The sequence below is a fragment of the Streptomyces sp. NPDC014995 genome (genome assembly GCF_043080745.1).
Classification (GTDB): domain Bacteria; phylum Actinomycetota; class Actinomycetes; order Streptomycetales; family Streptomycetaceae; genus Streptomyces.
In genome coordinates this window covers 1-24,427 of the sequence record NZ_JBIBVX010000003.1, presented here as the reverse complement: position 1 = coordinate 24,427, position 24,427 = coordinate 1, and the positions used below count along the sequence as shown (strand labels likewise).

20 protein-coding genes, 2 rRNA genes and 1 pseudogene are annotated in these 24,427 nt (G+C 73.0%); 6 read left to right on the top strand and 17 right to left on the bottom strand.

The annotated features are described in order from the left end of the window. Positions 1–140: 140 nt before the first annotated feature. Both ACF1A1_RS07525 and ACF1A1_RS07520 read right to left on the bottom strand, forming a co-directional pair. Positions 141–767 (bottom strand): NUDIX domain-containing protein, encoded by a 627-nt coding sequence (locus ACF1A1_RS07525; RefSeq protein WP_391646462.1) that lies wholly within the window; start codon positions 765–767, stop codon positions 141–143. Between the two features lie 117 nt (positions 768–884). Beyond that, the gene (locus ACF1A1_RS07520) at positions 885–2,552 is read right to left on the bottom strand and encodes a CTP synthase (RefSeq protein ID WP_391646460.1); all 1,668 of its coding nucleotides are present in this window, start codon (positions 2,550–2,552) and stop codon (positions 885–887) included. Between the two features lie 530 nt (positions 2,553–3,082). Between ACF1A1_RS07520 and ACF1A1_RS07515 the strand changes: the two genes are divergently transcribed. Beyond that, positions 3,083–4,885 carry a glycoside hydrolase family 15 protein gene (locus ACF1A1_RS07515; protein ID WP_391647175.1) on the top strand — a complete coding sequence of 601 codons (1,803 nt, stop codon included), beginning with the start codon at positions 3,083–3,085 and terminating at the stop codon, positions 4,883–4,885. A 113-nt stretch (positions 4,886–4,998) separates the two neighbouring features. Beyond that, positions 4,999–6,381 carry an FAD-binding oxidoreductase gene (locus ACF1A1_RS07510; protein ID WP_391646458.1) on the top strand — a complete coding sequence of 461 codons (1,383 nt, stop codon included), beginning with the start codon at positions 4,999–5,001 and terminating at the stop codon, positions 6,379–6,381. Positions 6,382–6,660: 279 nt separating this feature from the next. Here the strand turns inward: ACF1A1_RS07510 and ACF1A1_RS07505 are convergent, their stop codons facing one another. Then, positions 6,661–7,617 carry an LLM class F420-dependent oxidoreductase gene (locus ACF1A1_RS07505; protein WP_391646456.1) on the bottom strand — a complete coding sequence of 319 codons (957 nt, stop codon included), beginning with the start codon at positions 7,615–7,617 and terminating at the stop codon, positions 6,661–6,663. Positions 7,618–7,788: 171 nt separating this feature from the next. Here ACF1A1_RS07505 and ACF1A1_RS07500 point away from each other — a divergent pair, with 171 nt between their 5' ends. After that, positions 7,789–9,432: a PucR family transcriptional regulator gene (locus tag ACF1A1_RS07500; RefSeq protein ID WP_391646454.1), complete on the top strand. Its 1,644-nt coding sequence runs from the start codon at positions 7,789–7,791 to the stop codon at positions 9,430–9,432. A gap of 453 nt (positions 9,433–9,885) precedes the next feature. Next, on the top strand, positions 9,886–10,023 hold the full coding sequence (locus tag ACF1A1_RS07495) for a hypothetical protein (protein ID WP_391646452.1): 138 nt from the start codon (positions 9,886–9,888) through the stop codon (positions 10,021–10,023). On the opposite strand, the gene ACF1A1_RS07490 is transcribed toward ACF1A1_RS07495, so the two are convergent. The 6 genes from ACF1A1_RS07490 to ACF1A1_RS07465 all read right to left on the bottom strand — a co-directional run bounded on the left by ACF1A1_RS07490 (position 9,987) and on the right by ACF1A1_RS07465 (position 16,067). Continuing rightward, positions 9,987–11,108, bottom strand: coding sequence for a glycosyltransferase family 4 protein (locus ACF1A1_RS07490; RefSeq protein WP_391646450.1), 1,122 nt, complete (start codon positions 11,106–11,108; stop codon positions 9,987–9,989). The two genes, ACF1A1_RS07495 and ACF1A1_RS07490, sit on opposite strands and share 37 nt — an antisense overlap. 216 nt (positions 11,109–11,324) lie before the next feature. Continuing rightward, complete coding sequence (locus ACF1A1_RS07485) at positions 11,325–12,038, bottom strand: hypothetical protein (RefSeq protein ID WP_391646448.1); 714 nt, start codon at positions 12,036–12,038, stop codon at positions 11,325–11,327. 195 nt (positions 12,039–12,233) lie between these two features. Beyond that, a complete protein-coding gene (recN, locus tag ACF1A1_RS07480) occupies positions 12,234–13,952 on the bottom strand; it encodes a DNA repair protein RecN (RefSeq protein WP_391647173.1) in 1,719 nt (572 codons plus the stop codon). A gap of 102 nt (positions 13,953–14,054) precedes the next feature. Next, positions 14,055–14,960 carry an NAD kinase gene (locus ACF1A1_RS07475; RefSeq protein ID WP_391646446.1) on the bottom strand — a complete coding sequence of 302 codons (906 nt, stop codon included), beginning with the start codon at positions 14,958–14,960 and terminating at the stop codon, positions 14,055–14,057. Next, a complete protein-coding gene (locus ACF1A1_RS07470; RefSeq protein WP_391646444.1) occupies positions 14,957–15,772 on the bottom strand; it encodes a TlyA family RNA methyltransferase in 816 nt (271 codons plus the stop codon). The genes ACF1A1_RS07475 and ACF1A1_RS07470 overlap by 4 nt, the downstream gene beginning before the upstream one ends. 7 nt (positions 15,773–15,779) lie before the next feature. Continuing rightward, the gene (locus tag ACF1A1_RS07465; protein ID WP_391646443.1) at positions 15,780–16,067 is read right to left on the bottom strand and encodes a hypothetical protein; all 288 of its coding nucleotides are present in this window, start codon (positions 16,065–16,067) and stop codon (positions 15,780–15,782) included. Positions 16,068–16,109: 42 nt separating this feature from the next. Between ACF1A1_RS07465 and ACF1A1_RS07460 the strand changes: the two genes are divergently transcribed. After that, positions 16,110–16,457 (top strand): SCP2 sterol-binding domain-containing protein, encoded by a 348-nt coding sequence (locus ACF1A1_RS07460; RefSeq protein WP_391646441.1) that lies wholly within the window; start codon positions 16,110–16,112, stop codon positions 16,455–16,457. Here the strand turns inward: ACF1A1_RS07460 and ACF1A1_RS07455 are convergent. The 4 genes from ACF1A1_RS07455 to ACF1A1_RS07440 all read right to left on the bottom strand — a co-directional run bounded on the left by ACF1A1_RS07455 (position 16,441) and on the right by ACF1A1_RS07440 (position 20,670). Then, positions 16,441–17,328 (bottom strand): ABC transporter ATP-binding protein, encoded by an 888-nt coding sequence (locus ACF1A1_RS07455; RefSeq protein WP_391646439.1) that lies wholly within the window; start codon positions 17,326–17,328, stop codon positions 16,441–16,443. The genes ACF1A1_RS07460 and ACF1A1_RS07455 overlap by 17 nt on opposite strands. 38 nt (positions 17,329–17,366) lie before the next feature. Beyond that, the gene (locus ACF1A1_RS07450; RefSeq protein ID WP_391647171.1) at positions 17,367–18,386 is read right to left on the bottom strand and encodes a FecCD family ABC transporter permease; all 1,020 of its coding nucleotides are present in this window, start codon (positions 18,384–18,386) and stop codon (positions 17,367–17,369) included. 89 nt (positions 18,387–18,475) lie between these two features. Continuing rightward, positions 18,476–19,519: a FecCD family ABC transporter permease gene (locus tag ACF1A1_RS07445; protein WP_391646437.1), complete on the bottom strand. Its 1,044-nt coding sequence runs from the start codon at positions 19,517–19,519 to the stop codon at positions 18,476–18,478. Positions 19,520–19,641: 122 nt separating this feature from the next. Further along, on the bottom strand, positions 19,642–20,670 hold the full coding sequence (locus ACF1A1_RS07440; protein WP_391646435.1) for an HAD hydrolase-like protein: 1,029 nt from the start codon (positions 20,668–20,670) through the stop codon (positions 19,642–19,644). Positions 20,671–20,742: 72 nt separating this feature from the next. Between ACF1A1_RS07440 and ACF1A1_RS07435 the strand changes: the two genes are divergently transcribed. After that, on the top strand, positions 20,743–22,026 hold the full coding sequence (locus ACF1A1_RS07435; protein ID WP_391646433.1) for a DUF1015 domain-containing protein: 1,284 nt from the start codon (positions 20,743–20,745) through the stop codon (positions 22,024–22,026). 98 nt (positions 22,027–22,124) lie between these two features. On the opposite strand, the gene ACF1A1_RS07430 is transcribed toward ACF1A1_RS07435, so the two are convergent. The 4 genes and pseudogenes from ACF1A1_RS07430 to ACF1A1_RS07415 form a co-directional block, all read right to left on the bottom strand. Continuing rightward, entirely contained in the window at positions 22,125–22,856 is a 732-nt protein-coding gene (locus tag ACF1A1_RS07430) for a hypothetical protein (RefSeq protein ID WP_391647168.1), read from the bottom strand. Positions 22,857–22,889: 33 nt separating this feature from the next. Further along, a pseudogene (locus ACF1A1_RS07425) lies at positions 22,890–24,014 on the bottom strand (hypothetical protein); the annotation flags it as partial. Between the two features lie 123 nt (positions 24,015–24,137). Next, positions 24,138–24,254 (bottom strand): 5S ribosomal RNA (gene rrf / locus ACF1A1_RS07420). A gap of 100 nt (positions 24,255–24,354) precedes the next feature. Further along, a 23S ribosomal RNA gene (locus ACF1A1_RS07415) occupies positions 24,355–24,427 on the bottom strand; the annotation flags it as partial.

The window sequence follows — 24,427 nt, the reverse complement described above, 5'->3', positions numbered from 1 at the left end:
TTCCCGAGCCTAGTTCACGCTCTGCGACGTTCCGGGAGGAGCACGACGGTGGCGTCGCCCGATCGGATCAGCCGATCGTCACACCAGACGGTGGTGGGACACATCGGTCGCTCGGGCCACGGCCGCCCCCGCGATCACGTTCACGCCTCGAACGGGCGGGCCGGCCACGGGGCCTCCGCCGGCCGCAGTGCGTCGAGCCCGTCCCCGCCGCGTGCGGCGACCAGGGAGAGGACGCCCACGACGAGGCAGTTGTTGTGCACGTCGCCCGCGAGCACGCTCCGGACGAGTTCGGCGACCGGCACGCGCGCGTGCTCCATGTCGGCCTCCTCGTCCTCCACCTCGAAGCGCTCCCCGTCGGCCTCGGACAGGTCACGGGCGAGGAAGATCCGCACGGCCTCGTCGCAACCGCCGGGGGTCGTGTACACGTCGGTGAGGACCCGCCAGTCCTCCGCCTTGACGTGCGCCTCCTCGTACAGCTCGCGCTGGGCGGCGTGCAGCGGGTTCTCACCGGGCACGTCGAGCAGGCCGGCCGGGATCTCCCACAGCTTCTGCCGCACGGGGTGGCGGTACTGCTTGATGAGCAGGACGCGGTCCTCCGCGTCGAGGGCGAGGACGGCCACCGAGCCCGGGTGGACCTGGTAGTCGCGGCGGACCACCGAGCCGCCGGGCATGACCACCTCGTCGGTGCGGACGGAGGTCTTGTTGCCCACGAAGGGGGTCTCCGTCGCCCGGATCTCCCACGCCTCGGGGGTGTCCTTGATCGTCATGCCTGTCCTTCCACACGTACGAGAGCGACCGGCCGCACGCACCGGAGACCGGCCGAAAACAAAACCGGGGTGCCCACCTTTGAAGGTATGCACCCCGGCCACCGTACAACTGGTGTGTTACTTCGAATTCTTCCGCTCGACCGAGGCCTTCACGAGGCCGGCGAAGAGCGGGTGCGGACGCGTCGGCCGCGAGCGCAGCTCGGGGTGGGCCTGCGTGGCGACCAGGTAGGGGTGGACGTCACGCGGGTACTCGACGTACTCCACGAGCTTGCCGTCCGGCGAGGTGCCGGAGAACAGGATCCCCGCCTTCTTCTCCAGCTCCGCGCGGTAGGCGTTGTTCACCTCGTAGCGGTGACGGTGCCGCTCCTCGACGTACTCCTTGCCGTCGTACACCTCGCGCACGATGGAGCCCTCGGCCAGCTTGGCCGGGTACATGCCCAGGCGCATGGTGCCGCCCATGTCGCCCTCGCCGGCGACGATGTCGAGCTGCTCGGCCATGGTGGAGATGACCGGGTGGGCGGTGGCCGGGTCGAACTCGGTGGAGTTGGCGTCGGAGATGTCGGCGAGGTTGCGGGCCGCCTCGATCACGATGCACTGCAGGCCCAGGCAGAGACCGAGCAGCGGGATCCTGTTCTCACGGGCGTAGCGGATGGCGCCGACCTTGCCGAGCACCCCGCGGTCGCCGAAGCCGCCGGGGATGCAGATGCCGTCGACGTCGGCGAGCTGGGCCTGGGCGCCGGCCGGGGTCTTGCAGTCGTCGGAGGTGACCCACTTGATCTTCACGCAGGCCCGGTGGGCGAAGCCGCCCGCCCGCAGGGCCTCGGTGACCGACAGGTAGGCGTCGGGCAGGTCGATGTACTTGCCGACCAGGGCGAGGGTGATCTCGTGGTCGGGGTTGTGGACGCGGTCGAGCAGGTCGTCCCAGGTCGTCCAGTCCACGTCGCGGAACGGCAGGTCCAGCTTGCGGACGACGTAGGCGTCCAGGCCCTCGCCGTGCACGGTCTTCGGGATGTCGTAGATCGAGCGGGCGTCGGGGCAGGCCACGACCGCCGCCTCGTCGACGTCGCACATCAGCGAGATCTTCCGCTTGATGGCGGTGGGGACCTCGCGGTCGCAGCGCAGCACGATCGCGTCCGGCTGGATGCCGATGTTGCGCAGGGCGGCCACGCTGTGCTGGGTGGGCTTGGTCTTGAGCTCGCCCGAAGGTCCGATGTAGGGAAGAAGAGAGATATGGACCACAAAGACGTTGTCCCGGCCGACCTCGTGGCGGACCTGTCGGACCGTCTCGAGGAACGGCAGCGACTCGATGTCGCCGACCGTGCCACCGACCTCGGTGATCACGACGTCGACCTCGTCCGTCGCCATGCGGCGGATGCGGTGCTTGATCTCGTTGGTGATGTGCGGGATGACCTGCACGGTGTCGCCCAGGTACTCGCCGCGGCGCTCCTTGGCGATCACGGTCGAGTAGACCTGACCGGTGGTGACGTTGGCGGAGCCGTCCAGGTTGCGGTCGAGGAAGCGCTCGTAGTGGCCGATGTCCAGGTCGGTCTCGGCGCCGTCGTTGGTGACGAACACCTCACCGTGCTGGAAGGGGTTCATCGTGCCAGGGTCGACGTTGAGGTACGGGTCGAGCTTCTGCATCACGACGCGCAGGCCCCGCGCCTTGAGCAGCATGCCGAGGCTGGAGGCGGTCAGACCCTTGCCGAGAGAGGAGGCGACACCCCCGGTGACGAAGATGTGCTTGGTCGTCGTGGCTGTGCTGTTTCGGAAAGCAGCGGGCGGCATGGCCAAGAGGGGGCTCCCGTGGTCGCGGTCTGGGGGTGCGGTACGGCTCCCGGAGGCTCTCACCAGCGGTTTGGGCCGGCGGTTTCCGGGGGAGGCGTCGCTGCGGTTCGGGGGTTTCGAGCCCACCGGTCCACGGGCTACCAGGGTATCAGCGCCTCAGGGAGATGGCTTCCGGCCACGCTCCGTGCACGCGCTGACACGGGTCCGTACCACCGCACCCGCTTCTCACCCGGTGCTCACCCGTCCGGCCCACCCGCGTTGCCCGGAGCGGCACGCAGATCATCTACGTGCGTCGTATCCTGCTCGGACACTCGCTGCCGAGCCCGGCCGGCCAACACGGCAACACCCCCGCCCGTATCCACCGGAACAACGAGAGCTCGTCAGTTCGTTGAGCAAGAATTGGCGTTTTGCCAACACGGCTGAGCGACTGCTTTGCTTCAAAGCTCAACGACGCATTACAACAACCCCCCTGACCGCACCAAGCGACAGCCCCCTTGTGGGGTGACGTGGCCGTTCGACTGGAGTTGCACGTGGCCGGGCGCATCGAAGACTACGCACTCATCGGAGACATGCAGACAGCGGCGCTGGTCTGCCGTGACGGCACGGTGGACTGGCTCTGCCTGCCCCGCTTCGACTCGCACGCGATCTTCGCCGGTCTGCTGGGCAACGAGGAACACGGCTTCTGGCGGCTCGGGCCCGCCTACGCCTCCGACCAGCGGCCGCCCACCGCGGCGCGGCGCTCCTACCGGGGCGACTCGCTGATCCTGGAGTCCGAGTGGGACACCCCGCGCGGCACGGTCCGGGTGACCGACTTCATGCCCCCGCGTGACGGCGCCCCGCAGCTGATCCGCATCGTCGAGGGCGTCTCCGGCCGCGTCCCCATGCGCTCGGCCCTGCGAATGCGGTTCTCCTACGGCCGGGTCGTGCCGTGGGTGCACAAGCACGAAGGGCGCACGGTCGCCGTCGCGGGCCCGGACTCGGTGTGGTTCGACACGGACTGCGAGACCTACGGCAAGTCACTGACGACGTACGCCGACTTCACGGTCGCCCCGGGCGACCGGATCGCCTTCACGATCTCCTGGCAGCCCTCGCACAAGGAGCCGCCGCCGCTGCCGGAGCCGGAGCAGTCGCTGGAGGCGACGGAGGAGTTCTGGCGGGAGTGGGTCGAGCACTGTACGTACCACGGCCCCTACCGTGAGGCAGTGATCCGCTCGCTGATCACGCTGAAGGCGCTGACGTACGCCCCCACCGGCGGAATCGTCGCCGCCCCCACCACCTCGCTCCCCGAGGACATCGGCGGCGTCCGCAACTGGGACTACCGCTACACCTGGCTGCGCGACGCGGCGATCACCCTGTCCTCGCTGCTGCGCACCGGCTACCGCGAGGAGGCCCGCGCCTGGCGCGAGTGGCTGCTGCGCGCGGTCGCGGGCGACCCGGAGAACCTGCAGATCATGTACGGCATCGCCGGCGAGCGCGAGCTCGGCGAGGCGGAGCTGGACTGGCTGCCCGGCTACGAGAACTCCGCCCCGGTCCGGGTGGGCAACGGCGCCGCGCACCAGCTCCAGCTGGACGTGTACGGCGAGGTCACCGAGGCCCTGCACCTGGGTCACATGACCGGCCTGGCCCGCAACGACTACGCCTCCCTGCTCCAGCTGAAGCTGATCCGCTACCTGGAGGACCACTGGGACGAGCCGGACGAGGGCATCTGGGAGGTGCGCGGCCCGCGCCGCCACTTCGTGCACTCCAAGGTCATGGCCTGGGTCGCCGTCGACCGCACGATCAAGCTCATCGAGTCCGGCGACGCGGACGGCCCGCTGGAGAAGTGGCGCGAGTTGCGCGACGACATCCACCGGGACGTGTGTGAGAAGGGTTACGACAAGGAGCGCAACACCTTCACGCAGTCCTACGGCTCCCGGGAGCTGGACGCGTCGTTGCTGCTCATCCCGCAGATGGGCTTCCTGCCGCCCGACGACAAGCGCGTGATCGGCACGATCGAGGCGATCCAGCGCGAGCTGTCCACGCCGGACGGCTTCATCCTGCGCTACCCGACACAGGGCGACCACGAGGGCGTCGACGGCCTCCCCGGTGACGAGGGCGCCTTCCTGGCCTGCTCGTTCTGGATGGCGGACGACCTCGCGATGATCGGCCGCGTGGACGAGGCCCGCAAGCTCTTCGAGAAGCTGCTGTCCCTGCGCAACGACCTCGGTCTCCTCGCCGAGGAGTGGGACCCGCGCCTGCAACGCCAGGTCGGCAACTTCCCGCAGGCCTTCAGCCACGTGCCGCTGATCGACACGGCCCTGCGCCTGACGGCCTCCGGCGCCTACGGCGGCTGACAGGACCGACGCGGAACGCACGGCCGGGTCTTTCGGATCAGCCCGACTCGGGCTGATCCGAAAGACCCGGCCTAGGCTGGAGCCATCAGCCCCTGCACGGAAGGGGGCGCCTCATGGCTTCCCCGTCGAAGGCGGGCGCGGCCCTCGCCGCGCTGCGCGAGGATCTGGTCGGCGACGTGTTCGCCCCGGGGGATCCGGGCTACGACGAGGCCCGGGCGGTGTTCAACGCGATGATCGACCGTCGTCCGGCGGTGATCGCGCAGTGCGTGGACGAGGACGACGTCGTGCGGGCCGTGCGGTTCGCCCGCGACCTGGATCTCAAAATCGCGGTGCGCGGCGGCGGCCACAGCGTCGCGGGCATGGCGGTCAACGACAACGGTCTGGTGATCGACCTGCGGCACATGCGCGCGGTCACCGTCGATCCCGCGGCCGAGGCGGTACGGATCGCGGGCGGCGCCACGATGGGCGACCTGGACCGCGCCACCCAGCCCTACGCCCTCGCCACGACCGGCGGCCGGGCCTCCACCACCGGCGTCGGCGGCTTCGTCCTCGGCGGCGGCACCGGCTGGCTGGACCGCTGCTGCGGGCTGGCGGTCGACAACCTGCTCGGCGTGGAGCTGGTCACCGCGGACGGCGAACGGGTCCACGCGAACGCCGACGAGAACCCCGACCTGTTCTGGGCCCTGCACGGGGGCGGCGGCAACTTCGGCGTCGCCACGGCGCTCACCCTGACGCTGCACGAGCTGCCCGAGTTCTCCATCGCCCTGCTGCTGTACCTCCCGGAGTTCGGTCCCGAGGCCACCCGCACCTACCGCGACGTGATCACCGTCGGCCCGGACGAGGCGGGCGGCGCCGTCATCCACCTCACCGGCCCGCCCGAGGATTTCGTCCCTCCGCACCTGGTCGGCACGCTGCTGTGCGCCGTGCTGCTGACGTACGCCGGTGCCGAGGGGGACCTGCGCAAGCTGGCCGAACCGCTGCTGGCGCTGCCGCACGAGGCGGAGGTCGTCGGGGCGATGCCCTACGCGGACGTGCAGTGCATGATCGACGATCCGCCCGGGATGCGGAACTACTGGTCGGCGGAGTACCTGACGGGCGCGCCCGACGACTTCGTGGACGTCTTCTGCGCCCGCGCTCGGTCCATGCCGGTGCCGACCGGCACCCAGCACGTCCTGTTCCCGCAGGGCGGCGCGATCGCCGCCGGGCCGCACGCGTACCCGGTGCCGTTCCGGGACGCCCCGTGGGTGGTGCACCCCTTCGGGATCTGGGAGGACCCGGCCGACGACGAGCCGTGTGTGCGGTGGGTCCGGGACGTCCGCGCCGACGCCCGCCCGTGGAGTACCGGGGACGTGTACCTCAACTTCATCGGCGACGAGGGCGCCGAGCGGGTCGTGGCCGGCGTCGGCGCCGAGAACGCCCAACGGCTCGCCGAGCTGAAGCGGCGCTACGACCCCGACAACGTCTTCCGCTTCAACCACAACATCAAGCCGGCCTGAGAATCGGATCCGCCGCCGCCCGCGAACTGTCGGACCGGCCTGAGAACCACCGCCGCATGCCATTGGACCGGCCTGAGCACCACCCCCGCATGTCATTGGACCGGCCTGAGCACCACCCCCGCATGCCGTCGGACCGGCCTGAGCACCACCCCCGCATGCCGTCGGACCGGCCTGAGAACCACCGCCGGCCCGCGAGCCGTACGCCGCCGGACCAGCCTCAGAACCACGCCCGCCCGCACGCCGTCGGACCAGCCTCCGAAACACCGCCCCCACACGCCGTCAAGCCGGCCTGAGCGCCGTCAGCGTCCGCTCCCCTGCCGGATCACCCGCCGTCGCCGGGACGAGGGCGATCTCGTCGAGGCCCGCCTCGGTGTAGGCGTCGATCCGGGCACGTACGGTGCCGACGTCGCCGACCAGGCCGACCGTGGCCGCGGCCTCGGCGGGCAGGGCGCGGACCAGGGTGGCGCGGTCGGCGCCGGACGCGGCCAGCTCGACCGCCTCGCCGAAACCGGCCTCGCGGAACACGTCGGCGTACCCCGGCACGGTCAGGTATCCCGCGATGCTGCCGAGTATGTGGGCGAGCGACTCGGGGTCGGGGTCGACGGCGGCCGGCAACCAGGCGGCGAGCGTGGGCGGCGTACGGCCCACTGCCTCGGCCGCCGCGAGCAGCTTGGCGCGCAGTTCGCGCACCTGCTCCGGGGAGACCAGGTCGAGCAGCATGCGGTCGGCGTGCGCGGCGGCCGCGGCGATCGCACGGTCGCCGAACGCGGCGACGGTGAGCGGGCCGCCGGGCGGCGGGAGGCGGCGCCGGAAGGTGCTGCCGGGCACGATCGGCTCCCCCGGCGAGCCGTGCAGCAGGCCCCGCAGGGCCTCGGCGGTCTCCGTCAGGACGGTGGCGGGCCGGGCCCGGGAGCGTCCGTGCACGCCCTCGACCACCCGCTTGCTGGAAGTGCCCAGGGCGACGCCGACCGGGCGCCCGGTGACGGACGCGACGGACGCGGCGCCCCGGGCGATCGTCACCGGGTCGCGCACGGACACCGGCACGGGACCGGCCGTCAGCGCCACCCGCTCGGTGACCCGCGCGAGCCCCGCGGCCAGCACGAAGGAGTCCCACGTGGGTCCCTCCCCCGCCCACACCTCCCGGTAGCCGAGCCGGTCGGCGAGCGCCGCGACCCGCAGCGGCTCGTCGACCGGGCTGTCGTCCTCACGTGCCACGGCGACCACACTCATCTCCATGGCCCGCCGCTACCCGAGCGTGCCCGCTGTAGTCCGTGTCTTTCGGATCATCCCGGGTCCGCAGCCCCGGGCCGGGCCGATCCGGAAGACACGGCCCGACCCGACGCGGTGATCGTCTGCGTGCCGGCGCGGAGATGTTGCCGGAAGGTCCGCGCAGGTAGCGTCCGCTGCATGGACAGCCGCACGGACCACCGATTCGACAGCCAGGGCGCCGGCATCACCGTCCAGCGCGCGCTGGAACTGCCCGGCCTGCGCAGCGGTCTGCCCGAGATCCTCGCGGGCGCGGAACGGCTGGGCCGCACGGTGCGCTGGGTGCACGCGGGCGAGGTCCCGCACATCGCCTCCCTGCTCAAGGGCGGCGAGCTGCTGCTGACCACGGGCTACGGCCTCGGCACGCGTCCGGCCGAACAGCGGGCGTTCGTCCGCACCCTGGCCGAGCGGGGCATCGCGGCCCTGGTGATCGAGCTGGGCCCGCGCTTCACGCGCCTGCCCGCGGCCCTGGTGGAGACGGCACGGGCGACCGGCCTGCCCCTGGTGCAACTGCACCGCGAGGTGCCGTTCGTGACGGTCACCGAGGAGGTCCACACCGAGATCGTCAACGGGCACTACGCCCTGCTCCAGCGGGCGGAGGAGGTGCACCGCCGCTGCACGGAGGCCCTGCTCGGCGGGGGCGGGATCCCGCAGGTCCTGGGCATCCTGGCGGACTTCTGCGGCAACCCCGTGTTCCTGGAGACGACCGACGGCCGGCTGCTGTACGCGGCCGGGGCCGGGCCCGAGGGGGCGGATCCGCTCCAGGTGTGGGAGGGGCTGCGCGGCCCGCACAAGGACGCGCCGCCGCCCGCCGGTTCGGTCCTGGTGGACGTGCCCGGGGGCGGGCCGGGCTCGGGTTCGGTGCGCGCCCGGCTCGTGCTGCTGCCGGTGCGCGGCCCGCTCGCTCCGGTGCACCGGATCGCCGCCGAGCGGGCGGCCGGGATCCTGGCGGTGGTGCTGATGCAGGCACGGCAGGAGGAGGAGCTGGCGGCACGCGGGCGGGGCGACTTCCTGACCGACCTCGCCGAGGGGCGTATCGCGGCGGCGGACGCTCCCGCGCAGGCGCGCGTCCTGGGCTTCAGGCCCGGCGACGGCCCGCTGCTGCCCGTCGTGATGCGGCTGGGCGACGCGCTCTCCCCGGGCGGGGGCTGGGCGGTGCTCGCGCGCGCGGTGGGGGAGGAGCTGGCGTCGGTGGGGGTGCCGGTGCTGCTGGGCGTACGGCCGGTGGAGGGCCGTGTGCCGTTGCTGCTCGCCCTGCGCTCGGAGTCGGAGCGGTCGGCGGTGGCGGACCGGGTCGCGGCGGCACTGCGGGCCGGCGCGGAGCGGGCCGGTATGCAGCGGCCGGGAGCCCCGCCGCCGGTCGTGGTCGTCGGGGTCGCCGGCGGCTGGGCGGCGGCCTCGGCGGGCCTCAGGCACGCGGCGGAGACGGCGACCGCCGCCCAGGGCCTGTCGGACCGGCCCTGGTACGACGCCCGCCGCCTCGACATCGACCTGCTGCTGTGGCGCCTGCGCGACCACCCCGACCTGGCGGCCTTCGTGGACCGCGCGATCGGCCCGGTCCGTGACCACGACCACCGCTCCAAGCCGCCCCTGCTGCCCACGCTGGAGACCTACCTGGCCCACGCCGGCCGCAAGGCGGAGACGGCCCGCGAGCTCCACCTCAACCGCCAGACGCTGTACAACCGCCTCGCCCGCATCGGCGAGTTGCTGGGCACCGACCTCGACGACCCGCAGACGGTGCTGGCCCTGAGCCTGGCGCTGCGGGCGCGACGCCTGGTGCCGTAAGCCGCCCGGCGCCGGCCCCGGGGCCGAAGCCGTGGGGCGGCCGCCGCCGGTGCAGCCGACGGCCGTGCGCCGCGGTGCCCCGGAGCCGGCGCGATGCCGCCTCGGCGGTCTCCCCGGGAAAGGAGTCGAAGGTGACGGCGGCCTGCGGGGCATGACGGCGGACCTGAGGTCCGTGGAACGCACGCCGCCACACCCCGAGGTGTCGCAGCTCGGCCTCCAGAGTGGTCGCCGGTGAAGTGGCCCTTGTTGTTGGCGTTGGCCGTGCCGGTCGCGAGGTGCTGGAGGCCCTCGTCGACCCGGTACGCCGCAGCGTCGTCACGGAGTGGGACGGCGCCGGGCGGGACATCGCCTGCGGCGGACTCGAGCTGACGGTCAGCAGGTCGACCGCCGCACACCACGTCAAGTGCTGCGCGGGGCGGGCTGATCCGGCGGTACCACGTGGGCACCCCGCGCATGAACGCACTGCGCCGCGAGGAGATGGACGAGGCGTTCCCGGTCCCGCTCGACGCCCCCACCCCGACGCGGGTCGAGGTCCGTCGAGGCGTCGAGGCGGCTCAGATCATCGGCCGGGGCTGCGTCAGTTCGTCGTAGACGCTGAGGACCTGGGCGACGGTCTCGTCCTCGCTCGGCCAGGTGGCCGCCTGCCGGGTGCCCGCGTCCCGGAGCCGCTCGCACCGTCCCGGGTCGCCGAGCAGCCGGATCACGGCGTCGGAGAGGGCGTCCGCGTCGCCGTGCGGGACGAATTCGGCCGCGTCGCCGACGAGTTCGCGCACCCCGCCGGCCAGCGCGGCGACGAGCGGCACGCGCGCGTGGAGGGCCTCCTGCGCCAGGACGGACCGCGACTCCTCACCGCCGGTCAGCAGGGCGAAATCGGCGGCGGCCAGCAGTTCGCTCAGATCGTCCCGCCGCCCGATGAGCCGGACGGGCAGTTCCTCGTCCTCGATACGACGCTGCAACTCCGCCCGCGACGGCCCCTCCCCCACCACCACGACCAGCGGCAGGGGATCGAGCCGGCGCCACGCGCGCGCGGCGTCCAGCAGGACGTCGTAGCCGCGGTGGCGCTCCAGGGAGCCGACGGTCATCAGCAACGGGCGGCCGATCGCACCGAGTTCGGCCCGCACCTTGGGACGGGGTCGTTCGGGGTCCTCCTCGGCCGGCCGGGTGCCGGGCAGCGCCACGGCGGCGAGCCGGGCGTCGCGCGCCCCCGTCCGGCGCGCCCGGTCCACGAGGTCGGACGTGGTGCCGAGCACGACGGCGGCCGCCTTGGCGACCCGCCGCTCCAGCAGGCGCAGCAGATGGGCCCGGGCGCCCTCGGCGTACGCCCGGTTGTGCCAGGTGACGACGAGGGGAGTGTGCCGCCCGCTGAGCGCGAGCACGGCCCGGAAGGAGGCGTGCAGCCCGTGCGCGTGGACGAGGTCGGCGTCCGTGCAGGCCGCCCGCAGCGCCGCCACGGACGCGGGGTCGCTGCTGCGCGGGACGGGTACGTGTTCGGCTCCGGCGCCCGTGAAGTCGTAGGTGTCGTCGGCCTCGACGGGGGCGCACACCGTCACCCGCACCCCCCGTGCGACGAGCCCCGCGGCCAGGGAGCGCACATGCGCGCTGCTGCCGGCGTTGCCACCGCCCAGCACCTGCACGGTGCGCAGCGACGACTGGCCGTGCGGTGAGTGGCTGCTCACGTGGCCGGGGCTCCTGGTTCGGCGTCGGACGGTCACGAAGAAACGTACAGAAGAGGGCCGGGCGGAGGGGTGGACCGCTCGCGCTCCTCCACGTACTACGCCAAGGATGCCAGCACGTACGGGTGTTCCGTGCCGTCGAGCCCCCGGGGGTCCGGCAACACGGCCCCGCAGGTCACCCACACGAGTGAAGGAGGGCAGGGTTCCGTTCGATTGCGGTCAGGCCGACGGGACGGTCAGCGACCGCGCGACCGCGCTCACCCTCTCCCCGCACACCGTCGCGGCGACCACGGCGGCGGCATGCGCGACCAGCCCCGCCCGCCGGTTGCCCACCACGACCGCCGCGCCGAGCAGCGCGCCCAGCGCGTGCGCCCCGGTGTCCCCGAGCATCCCGCGCTGACCGAGATCGTCCGGCAGGACGGCCCCGGCGACCCCCGTCGCCACGGCGGACAACTCCCCGGCCGCCCCCGCCCGCAGCAGCCCCGGCGCCCCCAGCGCGAGCACGACACCGGCCGCCCTCCCGGGCCGTACGTCCACGAGGTTGACGAAGTGCGCGGCGCCCGCGATCACCACACCGGCGAGCACCTTGTCGAGCGGCCGCTCCTTCAGCAGCGCCCCCGCCACCAGCCCGGCCGCGGAGATCCCCGCCAACTTGACCGCTCCGCCGGTGACCTCGCCCCCGCGCAGCGCCCCCAGATGCGCCCGGAACCCCCGCCGCGGATCCCCGGCCCCGACGACATCGTCGTACGCCCCGCAGATCCCGGCGACGAGCACGGCACCACCGACGGCCGGCCGCACCCGAGCCGCCCCGAGCACGGCCCCGGCCACCGCGGCGGGCCCGGGGTACAACGCGACGGTCCGCCCGGCGAAGTTCGTCCGCTCCCAGCGCTCGCGCCCACCCGGCGCCGCCCCGCGCAGCACGGCGAGCCCCACGCGCGTGACACCGGCCCCGACGGCGCACGCGGCGCCCCCTGGCTCTCCGTACGATCACGGGACAGCCCCGGGAAGCCCGGAAGGCGCCCGGGCGAGCAGGCGTTCCCCGCCCAGGCACTGAGGGGGCAGCACACGCGGAACACCGCCGCACCGAGCAGGACTCCGCAGGTCAGCCACCCCTCGCCGTCCCTCGCGCTAGGCGTCCGCCCGCGCCGTCGCCAGCAGTTCCTCCGCGTGTGCCCGGGCGGTCTCCGAGTCCTCCTGCCCGGCGAGCATCCGCGACAGTTCCCGGATGCGCTCCTCGCCTTCGAGGACCTTCACGCCGGAGCGGGTCACCGACCCGTCGTTCGTCTTCTCGACCAGCAACTGCCGGTCGGCGAAGGCGGCGACCTGCGGAAGGTGCGTGACCACGACGACCTGCGCGGTCTTCGCGAGCCGCGCCAGCCGCCGCCCGATCTCGACTGCGGCCTTGCCGCCCACGCCCGCGTCGACCTCGTCGAAGAGGTACGTCGGCACGGGATCCGTCCCCGCGAACACGACCTCGACGGCGAGCATCACGCGCGAAAGCTCACCACCGGACGCGCCCTTGGCGATGGGCCGCGGCGGCGCCCCCGGGTGCGGGGCGAGCAGCAGCTCGACCTCGTCGACGCCGGACGGGCCGTAGGCGACCGTGCGCCCGCCGACCTCCACGCCCTCCGGGTCCTCCGTCTGCCGGATCTCGAACGACACGCGCGCGTGCGGCATGGCCAGCGAGGCCAGCTCGGCGGTCACCGCGGCGGCGAACCGCTCGGCGGCTCCGGTCCGCGCGTCGGTCAGGGCCTGCGCCAGTCCGCCCAGTTCGGTCCGCAGCGCGTCCCGCTCGGCGGTCAGTTCGTCGATCCGCTCGTCGTCGCCGTCCAGCTCGGTGAGCCGCGCGGCGCCCCGCTCGGCCCAGGCCAGGACGGCGGCCACGTCCTCCCCGTACTTGCGGGTCAGCGCGGTGAGCGCGGCCCGCCGCTCCTCCACGGCCGCCAGCCGCAGCGGATCGGCGTCCAGGTCGTCGGCGTACCCCGCCAGCTCCCCCGCGACGTCGCCCAGCAGGATTCCGATCTCCCCGATCCGGTCGGTGAGCGCGGCCAGCGCCGGATCGTGCGACCGCACGGCCTCCAGGGCCCGCTGGGCGCCCGCGACGAGCGTGGCGGCGTCGATGCCCTCGGGGTCCTCCGGATTGCCCGCGAGGGCGGCGTGCGCGGCCGTGGCGGCCGAGGACAGGGCCTCCGCGTGCCCGAGCCGCTCCGCCTCCTCCGCCAGCTCCACGTCCTCGCCGGCCCGCGGCTCCACGGCCGCGATCTCGTCGAGCCCGTAGCGCAGCATGTCGGCCTCCTGGGCCCGCTCACGCGCGCGCGTGGTGATCTCGTCCAGCTCCACGGACACGGCCCGCAGCCGCCGGTAGGCCTCCGTGTACTTGGCGAGCGGCACGGCGACCGCGTCGCCCGCGTACCGGTCGAGCGCCTGCCGCTGCCGGGACAGCTTCAGCAGCCCCTGCTGGTCGGTCTGCCCGTGCACGGCGACGAGTTCGTCGGCCAGATCGGCCAGCACGCCCACCGGCACACTCCGCCCGCCGACGTGCGCCCGCGACCGCCCCTCGGCCGAAACGGTACGGCTGATCAGCAGCGCCCCGTCGTCGAGCTCCGCCCCGGCCTCCTCCGCCCGTACGACCACCGAGGCGTCCGCGGGCACGGTGATCCGGCCCTCCACGACCGCCTTGCCGGCGCCGATCCGCACGAGCGCGGGATCGGCGCGTCCGCCCAGCAGCAGCCCGAGGCTGGTGACCACCATGGTCTTGCCCGCGCCCGTCTCACCCGTGACGGCGGTGAAGCCGGGCGACAGCTCGATGACCGCGTCGTCGATGACTCCGAGCGACCGTATCCGCATCTCCTCCAACACGGACAAGACCTTACGAGGTCGGGGAGGGGAAGTGCGAGGCGCCCTGTCACCCGGGCGAGTGGACGTACCCCCCACCCCTACGCCGCCCCGTCAGTGCCGAGCCCCCCGCCACCCGGAGACGGGCAACGCGAACTTCGCCACCAGCCGGTCCGTGAACGACGCGTGATGCAGCCGGGCGAGCCGCACCGGCACCGCCCCCCGCCGCACCTCGACCCGCGCCCCCGCGGGCAGCTCCACGGTCCGCCGCCCGTCGCACCACAGCACACCGGGCGGAATGTGCGGCAGCACCTCGACGGCAAGCACCGAGTCGGGCGAGGTCACCAACGGCTTCGCGAACAACGCGTGCGCGCTGATCGGCACCATCAACAGCGCCTCGACCTCGGGCCACACCACCGGCCCACCGGCGGAGAAGGCGTACGCCGTGGACCCGGTCGGGGTCGACAGGACGATCCCGTCGCACCCGAACCCCGTGACCGGCCGCCCGTCGATCTCCAGCACGACTTCCAGCAGCTTCTCGGCGCCGGCCTTCTGCACCGCCGCCTCGTTCAGCGCCCAGTCCGTGTGCACGATGTCCCCGTTGCGGTGCACGACGACGTCGACGGTCATCCGCTCCTCGACCTCGTACGCCTTCGTCACCACCCGGTCGACGACCTTGTCGAGGTCGTCCCGCTCGGCCTCCGCGAGGAACCCCACGCTGCCGAGGTTGACGCCGAGCATCGGCACCCCGGACGCCCGCGCGAACTCGGCGCCGCGCAGCAGCGTGCCGTCGCCGCCGAGGACGATGAGCAGTTCGCAGCCCTCCAGGCACTGCGGCGTGGCCTCGGCGACCAGTTCCACCTCGTCCGGCAGGGGCAGGTCGCGCGCCTCGTACTCCAGCACGCGCACCCCGATGCCCTCGCGCAGCAGCCCCTTCACGACCAGCTCCGCGCTGCGGATGGCGGCGGGCCGCCCCGTGTGCGCCAGCAGGAAAACAGTACGAGCTCGGTTCTGTGTCAACGCGGCCCCTCCGCCACTGCACGCTCAACATCGGCCGGGTCCGGAGCCGGCGCCCCGGCCCGGAGCCACAGAAAGTACTCGACGTTGCCCGACGGCCCGGGCAACGGACTGGCGGTGACACCCTTCACCCCGAGTCCCAGGTCCCACGCCTTCTCCGCCACGCCCCGCACCGCCTCGGCCCGCAGCTGCGGGCTGCGGACGACGCCCCCGCTGCCCAGCCGTTCCTTACCCACCTCGAACTGCGGCTTCACCATCATCACCAGGTCGGCGTCCGGCTTGGTGCACCGCGCCAGGGCCGGCAGCACCAGCCCGAGCGGGATGAAGGACAAGTCCCCCACGACAAGATCCACTGGCTCCCCATCGATCGCTTCGAGCGTCAACTCGCGTACGTTCGTACGGTCCTTGACCGTGACGCGTTCATCGCTCTGCAGAGACCAGGCGAGTTGTCCGTACCCGACGTCCACGGCGACGACGTGCGCGGCCCCCGCCCGCAGCAGCACGTCGGTGAAACCGCCGGTGGACGCGCCGGCGTCCAGCGCCCGCCGCCCCTCGACGACGAGCCCCTGCGGAGCGAAGACCGCGAGGGCGCCGGCCAGCTTGTGCCCGCCCCGCGACACGTACTCGGGATCGCTGTCGTCGGCCACGACGACGATGGCCGCCGCGGTCTCCACCTGCGTGGCGGGCTTGGTCGCGACGGTCCTGCCGACGGTGACCCGCCCCGCGGCGATCAGCTGGCTGGCGTGCTCACGCGACCGCGCGAGCTTGCGGCGCACCAGCTCCGCGTCCAGACGACGACGTGCGACTCCTGCCACGTTCGGTTCAGCTCCTGCTCTCGTACGGCCGTGGGGGCGCCGGAGGTCCCGGGCGGGCGTCGAGCGCGGTGAGCGCGTCGCGCAGCCCCCTGTGTACATCCTCGTACACCTCGATGTGGCCGTCCGTGGCGAGGTCGTCGGCGTCGGCCAGCCGCTCCAGATGGACGTCCACCTCGGCGTTGCCGGTGGGGGTACGGGCGACGCCCAGCGGGGCGGGGGCGGCGGGGTCGTCCTCGAATCCGACCTCGGCCTCGGCCTCCGGCGGGCCCTCGCTCTCCGGCACTGTGTCGCTCATGCCCCGACGCTACCGCGAACCGCTGGGGTACCGTCGAGCGCGATGGCCACGATCGAGGAGTGCCGCGCCGCACTGGAGAAGCTCTCGGAGAACATGCAGGGTGCCGGGGGCGACGTCCGCGAGGCCGCGGCCATGGACCGCTCGGTGAGCTGCCGCGTCACCGACCTGGACGTCACCTTCGTCGGCCGCCTCACCGGCGGCCGTATCGAGGTCGACGACACCCTCCAGGGACCGCCGCCGCAGAAGGCGCAGATCCGCCTCACCCTGTCCGGGGACGACCTGGTCGCCCTCGTCGACGGCGGCCTGAACTTCGCGCAGGCGTGGGCTTCGGGCCGGGTGAAGCTGGAAGCGGGCCTGCGCGACCTGTTCCGGCTCAGGAAACTTCTGTGACCGCGACCTTCCTGTCCTCGGCCCGGTCCGCCACCCGCGCCTTCCGCGCCGCCGGCACCACCAACGGCGTGCCCGTCTCGGGGTCGTCGATGACCTGGCAGCGCAGCCCGAAGACCTCCTCGACCAGCCCGGCCGTGACGACGTCGTTCGGCGCGCCCTGCGCGATGACCTCGCCGCCCTTGAGCGCGATGAGGTGGGTGGCGTACCGGGCCGCATGGTTGAGGTCGTGCAGGACGGCGACCAGGGTGCGGCCCTGCTCCTCGTGCAGTTCGGCGCAGAGGTCGAGGACGTCGATCTGGTGCTGGATGTCGAGGTAGGTGGTCGGCTCGTCGAGCAGCAGCAGCGGGGTCTGCTGGGCGAGCGCCATCGCGATCCACACGCGCTGGCGCTGACCACCGGACAGCTCATCGACGTACCGGTCGGCGAGTTCGGCGACGCCGGTCTGCGCCATCGACTCCCGTACGACCCGCTCGTCCTCCGTCGACCACTGGCGCAGGATGCCCTGGTGCGGATAGCGGCCGCGGCCCACCAGGTCGGCGACGGTGATCCCGTCGGGCGCGATGGACGACTGCGGGAGCAGGCCGAGCGTCCGCGCGACCTTCTTCGCGGGCATCGACTGGATGACCTGCCCGTCGAGCAGCACCCGGCCCTCGCTCGGCTTCAGCATCCGCGACAGCGCCCGCAGCAGCGTCGACTTGCCGCAGGCGTTCGGGCCGACGATCACGGTGAAGGAGTTGTCGGGGATCTCCACCGACAGCTGTTCGGCGATGACCCGCTGGTCGTAGGCGAGGGTGACGTTCTCGGCGGACAGGCGGTTCACGGTGCTCCTTTGGTCGTTCGTCCCGTGTCCGGCACGGGTGGTGTCGCTCATGTCCGGCCGCGCCGTCCGGCCCGGCTCGCGGCCCGGCTTCATATCCGGCCCGCCCTGCGCTCGGTGACCAGCAGCCACAGCAGATAGACGCCGCCGAGCACACCGGTGACCACACCCACCGGCAGCTGTCCGTCGCCGAAGAGCCGCTGCGCGGCCCAGTCCGCGGTGACCAGGAGGGCAGCCCCCATGCACAGGGCGGGCACGAGGTTCGGCCCGGGCGAGCGGGTCAGGCGCCGGGCGAGCTGCGGCGCGGTGAGCGCCACGAAGGCGACGGGGCCCGCGGCGGCGGTGGCGGCCGAGGTGAGCAGGACGGCGGCGACCATCAGCAGCAGCCGTACGCGTTCCACCCGCACCCCCAGGGCGTTGGAGACGTCGTCGCCCATCTCCATCATCCGCAGCCCGCGCGCGTTGGCGAGGACGAGCGGGACGAGCACACCGCACAGGACGAGCAGCGGCCAGACCTGCTTCCAGTCACGGCCGTCGAGCGAGCCGGTCATCCACACGACCGCGCGGGCCGCGTCGACGAGGTCGGCCTTGGTGATCAGATAGCCGTTGACCGCCGTCGCGACGGCCGAGACGCCGATGCCGACCAGCACCAGCCGATAGCCGTGCACTCCCCGCTTCCAGGCGAGCAGGTAGATGGCGGCGCCGGTCACCAGCCCGCCCACGAGCGCCCCGACGGCGACCTGGTTGGCGGAGCCGGACATCAGCACGATCACCACGAGCGCGCCGGCCGTCGCCCCCTGCCCGAGCCCGAGGACGTCCGGGCTGCCCAGCGGGTTGCGGGAGACCGCCTGGAACACGGCGCCCCCGAGCCCCAGCGCGGCACCCACGAGCAGCCCCACGAGGACGCGCGGCATCCGCAGCTCGTTGACGATGAACTCCTGGCCCTCGGTGCCGTTGCCCGCCAGCGTCTTCAGCACGTCGCCGGCCGGGATCGGGAAGTCCCCGGTGCCGATCAGCACCACGCTCGCGGTGAGCGCGGCGACCACCAGCAGTACGACGACGACCAGGGCACGCACGTCCAGCCGGAGGGAGAGCCCGCCGGGCGTGCGCAGGGCGCGAGGAGTACGGGAAAGACGGGTGCCCGACGGCGCGGCCGGCCGGTTCTCCGCCGTCTTCTCCGGTGCGGTGTGGGATGCGGTCTTCACAGCTGGGCCGTCCTCCGCCGTCGTACGAGAAAGATGAAGACCGGGCCGCCGATGATCGCGGTGATGATCCCGACCTGGACCTCCGAGGGCCGGGCGACGATCCGGCCGAGCACGTCGGAGCCGAGCAGCAGGACCGGGGACAGGATCGCCGCGTACGGCATGATCCAGCGCAGGTCGGGGCCGGTGAAGGAGCGGACGACGTGCGGGACCATCAGTCCCACGAACACGATCGGCCCGCAGGCGGCGGTCGCGGCACCGCACAGCACGGTGGCGGCGAGCATGGACAGCGCCCGTGTGCGGTTGAGGTTCGCACCGAGGGCCTTGGCGGTGTCGTCCCCCATGGCCATGGCGTTCAGCGGCCGGGCGAGGGCGAACGAGAGCAGCGTGCCCGCCGCGAGGAAGGGCAGCACCTCCCAGATCACGTCGTTGGTCGCGGAGGTCAGCGAACCCACCGTCCAGAAGCGCATCCTGGCGAGCGCCGCGTCGTCCACGATCATCACGGCCTGGACGTACCCGTAGAGCGCGGCGCTGATCGCGGTGCCGGCCAGCGCGAGCCGCACCGGTGTGGCGCCCCGGCTGCCGCCGAGGAACCAGACCATCGCACCGACCGCCGCCGCACCGAAGAAGGCGAACCACACATATCCGGTCAGGCTGGTGACGCCCAGGAAGGTGATGGCGGTGACGACCGCGGCCGAGGCCCCGGCGTTGATGCCGAGCAGACCGGGGTCGGCCAGCGGGTTGCGCGTGAGGGCCTGGAGCACGGCTCCGGACAGCCCCAGCGCGGCACCGACGAGCAGCCCGAGCACGGTCCGCGACAGCCGCTCCCCCACGACGACATCGCCGTAGGTCCCCGTGTCCTCGAACAGGCCGTGCCATACCTGCTCGAGGGACAGCTCCTTGGCGCCGATGGCGATACTCGCCACCGCCACCAGCAGCAGGACCACGACGGAGACGAGCAGCCCAAGGGAACGTATCGCCCGGCGGGTTGGGGGCGCGGGGGCGGTCTCCGCGCGCTGTTCGGGAACACTGTCGACCAACACGCAGTTAGGTTAGCCTACCCTCCCAAGATGCCCCGCTCCGTGGTCACGTCTGTGGTCACGGCCTTTGCCGGGTCCCAGGTTCACGCTCGGCACCCCGGGCTGCGGGGCGGCCGCCTCCCGCCTCACAACCCCAGCCGCGCCAACGCCTTCTCCCCGTCCAGCCCGCACGAACCCTCACCCGCCGCCGTCCACGCGGCCGCGCACAACGCACGCAGCCCGTCCAGGGCGTCACCCTCCCCCTCCAGCTCCAGACGCTCGGCACCCGCCGTCACCGTCCAGCCCCCGCACCGGAAGCCGTCCCCCTCCGCCGTGACCGCCGGCTGCCCGGTGAGCAGACCCCGCAGATCGCGGTCGACGTACGTCGGCCGGTGCTGCGGCGGCGCGGCGAGGAGCTGGGCACCGTCCGTCACGCCGGTGAGGACCAGCAGCGAGTCGACCTCCCCGTTGAACGCCCCCTCGATGTCGGTGTCCAGCCGGTCCCCCACCACCAACGGCCGCTCGGCACCCGTGCGCAGGATCGTCTCCCGGTGCATGGGGGGCAGCGGCTTGCCCGCGACCTGCGGCTCGGCCCCGGTCGCGATCCGCACGACCTCCACCGCGGCCCCGTTGCCCGGAGCGATCCCCCGCCCGCTGGGAATGGTCAGGTCGGTGTTGGACGCGAACCACGGCACCCCGCGCGCGACCGCGTACGACGCCTCCGCGAACCGCCCCCAGGGCAGCTCGGGCCCGCCGTACCCCTGCACGACGGCCGCCGGATCGTCGTCCGCCGACTCGACGGGCTCGAGCCCGCGCTCGCGCAGCGCGACCCGGAGCCCCTCCCCGCCGATCACCAGCACCCGCGCCCCCGCCGGCACCTGCTCACTGATCAACCGGGCCACCGCCTGCGCCGAGGTGATGACGTCCTCGGCCCCCGTCGGTATCCCCAGCTCCGTGAGATGCGCGGCCACCGTGTCCGGGGTGCGCAGCGCGTTGTTGGTGACGTACGCGAGATGCATCCCGCCCGCGCGTGCGGTGGCCAGCGACTCGACGGCGTGCGCGATCGCGCTCCCGCCCGCGTACACCACCCCGTCCAGGTCGAGCAGCGCCGTGTCGTACGCCTCGCTCAGGGCCTGCCCACTGCCCTCGGGCCTCGTCCTGACGCTCCGGCTCATTCCACATCGCTCCTCGTTCGCTCGCTTTCCCCCGATCATCCCGCATGCCACTGACACACGTACGATGCCGGGATGAACACAGCAGGTCACTCGGAAGCAACGGCGCCCCGGGGCCTGGAACTCACCCCGTTCCGAGGCCTGCGCTACGACCCCGACCGGGTCGGCAGCCTCGCGGCCGTGACCTCCCCTCCGTACGACGTCGTGGTCCGCCCCGACGGCCTGCACCAGCTCCAGGACGCGGACCCGTACAACATCGTCCGCCTGATCCTCCCCCAGGCCACCACGCCCGGCGCCCGCAACGAACAGGCCGCCGCCACCCTCCGCCACTGGCTTGCCGAGGGCGTCCTGACAGCCGACCCCGAACCCGCCCTGTACGTCTACGAGCAGCGCCACCCCGACGGCATCCTCCAGCGCGGCATCATCGGCACCCTGCGCGTCTCCGAGCCCTCGGCCGGCATCGTCCTCCCCCACGAGGACGTCATGCCGCACGTCGTCGCCGACCGGGCCGCCCTGATGCGCGCCACGTACGCCAACCTCGAACCGCTCCTCCTCACCTACCGGGGCAACGGCACGGCGGCCGAGGTCGTGGAACGCGCCGCCGAGCAGCCCCCGCTCCTCTCCACGACCACGGGGGACGGTTTCAGCCACCGTCTCTGGTCGATCACCGACCCCACCGAGACGGCGCGCGTCCAGGCCGACCTCTCCCACCACCAGGCCCTGATCGCCGACGGCCACCACCGCTGGGCGACGTACCGGCGCCTACGCTCGGAGCACCCCTCCCCCAGCCCCTGGGACCACGGCCTGGTCCTCCTCGTCGACACGGCCCGCTATCCCCTGACCGTCCGCGCCATCCACCGCCTCCTGCACGGCCTGCCGGTGGCGGACGCGCTGGCCGCCGTCGAGGGCCTGTTCCGCGTCCGCCGCCTGGAGGTACCGCTGCCGGAGGCGCTCGACGCCCTGGCCGACGCCGCCTGCGCGGGCAACGCCTTCCTCCTGGCCGGCGACGGCGCCTTCCACCTCCTGGACCGCCCCGACCCGGCCCTCCTCGCCCGCACCGTCCCCACCGACCGCCCGCAGGCCTGGCGCACCCTGGACGCGACGGTGCTGCACGCCACGCTCCTGGACCACGTGTGGCACATCCCGGAGGACGACCCGACCCGCATCGCCTACATCCACGACACCTCCGCCACGGTCGAGAAGGCCCAACGCGACGGCGGTACGGCGGTCCTGCTGCACCCGGTCCGCGAGGAGGTCGTCCGCGACCTCGCCCGCCAGGGCGTCACGATGCCCCGCAAGTCGACCTCCTTCGGCCCGAAACCGGCCTCGGGCCTGGTCCTGCGCACCCTGGACCTCTGAGTCGGGTCCGAGAAACAGAAAAGGGGCGGGATCCCGGCCGTACCGGAAATCCCGCCCCTTCACCGACGTACGTCAGTCCCGACGGTCGGCCCCGCCCGTCAGTCCTGGCCGTCGTCCTTGTCCTCGGCCGGCCCGCTCTCGGCGGCGTCCTCGTCCAGCGCGTCGACGAACTCCACACCGTCCAGCTCCGCCAGCCGGTCCGAGGCGTCCGTGCTGCCGTCCCGGTCGGCCTCGACGGCCTTCGCGAACCACTCCCGCGCTTCGCTCTCCCGCCCCGCGGCCAGCAGCGCGTCGGCGTACGCGTACCGCAGCCGCGCGGTCCACGGCTGCACGGAGTTGGAGGCCAGTTCCGGGCTCTGCAGCGTCACGATGGCCGCGTCCAGCTGCTCCATGTCACGCCGGGCACCGGCCGCGACGAGCCGCATCTCGACCTGGCCGGCCTTGTCGAGCTTGTGCACCTCGGGCGCCCCGGCCATGTCCAGCGCCTTCTCCGGCCGCCCGAGCCCACGCTCGCAGTCGGCCATGACGGGCCACAGATCCACGCTCCCGGTCATCCGCCGGGCAGCGCGGAACTCGGCGAGCGCCTCGCTGTACTTCTGGTTGGCGTACGCCGCGAACCCGGCCGCCTCCCGCACGGCGGCGACCCTCGACGCCAGCCGCAGGGCGACCCTGGAGTACCCGTAGGCCCCCTCGGGGTCCTCGTCGATGAGCCGCGCGACCATCACCAGGTTCTTGGCGACGTCCTCGGCAAGCGTCTTGGGCAGGCTCTGCAGCTCCTGCCGTACGTCCTTGTCGATCTCCTCGCCGGTGACGTCCTCCGGGATCGGCAGCCGCTTGATCGGCTCGCGGTCCCGGTCACGCTCCCGCTCGTCGCGGAACCGCCCGCCACCACGCCGGTCGTCGCGACCGCCACGGTCGTCACGGCCACGGAAACCACCGGGCCGACCGCCACGGTCGTCACGCCGGGGCCCACGACCACCGCGGTCGTCCCGCCCCCGGAAGCCACCGCGCTCGCCACCGCGCTGGTCATCGCGCCGGAAACCACCGCGGTCCCCGCGGTCCTCACTCCGCCTGTCGTCACGGCGGTCATCACGGCGGTCGTCACGCCGGTCGTCGCGGCGGAAACCACCGCGGTCACCACGGTCGTCACCCCTCCGGTCGTCCCGGCGGTCATCACGCCGCTCGTCACGGCGGTCGTCCCGTCGGAACCCGCCACGCTCACCGCGGTCGTCCCGCCGGAAACCGCGGTCACGGTCGTCCCGCTGGAACGTCGGACGCGCACCGCGATCACCCTCACGACGGTCGTCACGCCTGCCGTAACCACCCCGGTCACGGTCGCCGTAGCCGCCGCGGTTGTCGTCGCGCCGGTCGTCCCGTCGGAACCCACCGCGCTCACCGCGATCACCACGGTCGTCACGGCGGTCGTCACGCCGACCGTAGCCACCACCGCGGTTGTCGTCGCGACGGCCGTGGCCGCCACGGTCGTCGTCCCGGCGGAAGGCGGGCCGGTCGCCGCGCTCACCGCGGTCGTCCCGCCGGAAGCCGCGGTCACGGTCGTCCCGCTGGAACGCCGGACGCGAGCCCCGGTCACCCTCACGCCGGTCGTCGCGTCGACCGTAGCCACCACCGCGGTTGTCACCACGACGGTCGTCACGCCGGTCGTCGCGGCGGAAACCACCGCGGTCACCACGGTCTCCGCGATTTCGATCATCGGGACGGTTGTCGGGGCGGTTGTCACGGCGGTCGTCCCGCCGGCCATGGCTACCCCGGTCGCGATCGCCGTGACCACCGCGGTTGTCGTCACGACGGCCGTAGCCACCACGGTCGTTGTCGCGCCGGAAGCCACCCCGGTCGCCCCGGTCGCCCCGGTCGGCACGGTCGCCACGGTCACCGCGGTACCCACCACGGTCGCCGCGGTCGCCGCGGTCCCCACTGTCCCGTCGCCGCTGGTCGCGCTCCGGTCGATCGTCGGGAGAGTTGGTGGACATGGTGACTCCTGTCTTCGGTACCGCAAGTCATTCTCGCGCAGCCGAGTACCCGGCGCGCTCCGGAAAAACAAAAGGACCCCTGGTCCCAGCTGAACGCTGGGACCAGGGGTCCTTCCAAAGATTGTTCGGCGGCGTCCTACTCTCCCACAGGGTCCCCCCTGCAGTACCATCGGCGCTGTAAGGCTTAGCTTCCGGGTTCGAAATGTAACCGGGCGTTTCCCTCACGCTATAACCACCGAAACCCTAATGGTTTCGAGCGAACAAGCACACTTTTCACTTGTTTTCACTCAAGCCGGCAACGGTCGTTGCCTCAGAACTAACACAGTGGACGCGAGCAACTGAGGACAAGCCCTCGGCCTATTAGTACCGGTCACCTCCACACGTTACCGTGCTTCCAGATCCGGCCTATCAAC

Coding starts and splice junctions, on each gene's coding strand:
- ACF1A1_RS07525 (WP_391646462.1), bottom strand. CDS start 767: ATGACGATCAAGGACACCCCCGAGGCGTGGGAGATCCGGGCGACGGAG.
- ACF1A1_RS07460 (WP_391646441.1), top strand. CDS start 16,110: ATGGCCACGATCGAGGAGTGCCGCGCCGCACTGGAGAAGCTCTCGGAG.
- ACF1A1_RS07510 (WP_391646458.1), top strand. CDS start 4,999: ATGGCTTCCCCGTCGAAGGCGGGCGCGGCCCTCGCCGCGCTGCGCGAG.
- ACF1A1_RS07520 (WP_391646460.1), bottom strand. CDS start 2,552: ATGCCGCCCGCTGCTTTCCGAAACAGCACAGCCACGACGACCAAGCAC.
- ACF1A1_RS07505 (WP_391646456.1), bottom strand. CDS start 7,617: ATGGAGATGAGTGTGGTCGCCGTGGCACGTGAGGACGACAGCCCGGTC.
- ACF1A1_RS07435 (WP_391646433.1), top strand. CDS start 20,743: ATGAACACAGCAGGTCACTCGGAAGCAACGGCGCCCCGGGGCCTGGAA.
- ACF1A1_RS07440 (WP_391646435.1), bottom strand. CDS start 20,670: ATGAGCCGGAGCGTCAGGACGAGGCCCGAGGGCAGTGGGCAGGCCCTG.
- ACF1A1_RS07500 (WP_391646454.1), top strand. CDS start 7,789: ATGGACAGCCGCACGGACCACCGATTCGACAGCCAGGGCGCCGGCATC.
- ACF1A1_RS07465 (WP_391646443.1), bottom strand. CDS start 16,067: ATGAGCGACACAGTGCCGGAGAGCGAGGGCCCGCCGGAGGCCGAGGCC.
- ACF1A1_RS07495 (WP_391646452.1), top strand. CDS start 9,886: ATGAACGCACTGCGCCGCGAGGAGATGGACGAGGCGTTCCCGGTCCCG.
- recN (WP_391647173.1), bottom strand. CDS start 13,952: ATGCGGATACGGTCGCTCGGAGTCATCGACGACGCGGTCATCGAGCTG.
- ACF1A1_RS07455 (WP_391646439.1), bottom strand. CDS start 17,328: ATGAGCGACACCACCCGTGCCGGACACGGGACGAACGACCAAAGGAGC.